This is a genomic window from Sinomicrobium endophyticum (genome assembly GCF_052983315.1).
Genome location: NZ_JBRKIS010000008.1, coordinates 1 through 1,638, shown reverse-complemented (window position 1 = coordinate 1,638; position 1,638 = coordinate 1). Strand labels below are relative to the sequence as shown.

Sequence of the window (1,638 nt, the reverse complement as noted above, 5' to 3'; positions counted from 1 at the left end):
GCAATGGTAGATAACGGAGATGGCACGTATACTTTCACCAATGCCAATGGAGATACCATTACCGTAGATGTACCTTCCAGCGTTGTGGAAAATATCACCAACGAAGGCGACATTTTCAACGCTATCGAGAACCTGATCAAGAACATCGGCGGTAATGTGTATTACGACGGTGATCAGTTCACTTATTTGGATGAGAACGGGGATACCCAGACTATCAATTTTGAAGAACTGGTACAGGCCAATGAAACGGTAACTACCTTGGTAGATAACCAGGACGGAACCTTTACCTACACCAACGAGGCCGGAGAAATCGTATCCTTTGATGCCAATACAACAGCAATGGTAGATAACGGAGATGGCACGTATACTTTCACCAATGCCAATGGAGATACCATTACCGTAGATGTACCTTCCAGCGTTGTGGAAAATATAACCAATGAAGGCGATATTTTCAACGCTATCGAGAACCTGATCAAGAACATCGGCGGTAATGTATATTACGATGGGGATCAGTTCACCTACCTGGATGAGAACGGGGATACCCAAACCATCAACTTTGAAGAGTTGGTACAGGCTAATGAAACGGTGACTACTTTGGTAGACAATGCCAATGGTACCTACACCTATACTTCTGAAGATGGAACAGAGACTATCATCAACGTACCTGCAGATGTGATCAACCAGTTTGAAGAGATTGTTAACAATGAAAACGTCTATAATACTTTAGAAGAGATTATCAAGAACATTGGCGGTAATGTATATTACGATGGTGATCAGTTCACCTACCTGGATGAGAACGGGGATACCCAGACTATCAACTTTGAGGAGTTGGTACAGGCCAATGAAACGGTAACTACCTTGGTAGATAACCAGGACGGAACATTTACCTACACCAACGAAGCCGGAGAAGTTGTAGCTTTTGATGCTAACACAACTGCAATGGCAGACAACGGAGATGGCACGTATACTTTCACCAATGCCAATGGAGATACCATTACAGTAGATGTCCCTTCCAGTGTTGTGGAGAATATTACCAATGAAGGCGACATTTTCAATGCCATTGAAAACCTGATCAAGAACATAGGCGGGAACGTATACTACGACGGTGATCAGTTCACTTATTTGGATGAGAATGGAGATACCCAGACTATCAACTTCGAGGAGTTGGTACAGGCTAATGAAACGGTAACTACCTTGGTAGATAACCAGGACGGAACCTTTACCTACACTAACGAAGCCGGAGAAATTGTAGCTTTCGATGCCAATACGACTGCAATGGTAGATAACGGAGATGGTACGTATACTTTCACTAACGCCAACGGAGATACCATTACCGTAGATGTACCTTCCAGTGTTGTGGAAAATATAACCAATGAAGGCGATATTTTCAATGCCATCGAAAACCTGATCAAGAACATTGGTGGTAACGTATACTACGATGGCGATCAGTTCACTTATCTGGATGAGAATGGAGATATCCAGACTATCAACTTCGAAGAGTTGGTACAGGCTAATGAAACGGTAACTACCTTGGTAGACAACAAGGACGGAACCTTTACCTACACCAACGAATCCGGAGAAGTTGTAGCTTTTGATGCCAATACGACTGCAATGGTAGATAACGGAGATGGTACGTAT

The 1,638-nt window shown here is 43.2% G+C and carries 1 pseudogene; it reads left to right on the top strand.

Going from position 1 to position 1,638, the window contains the following annotated elements:
• Positions 1–1,638: pseudogene (locus ACVBDU_RS02455) on the top strand (hypothetical protein); the annotation flags it as partial.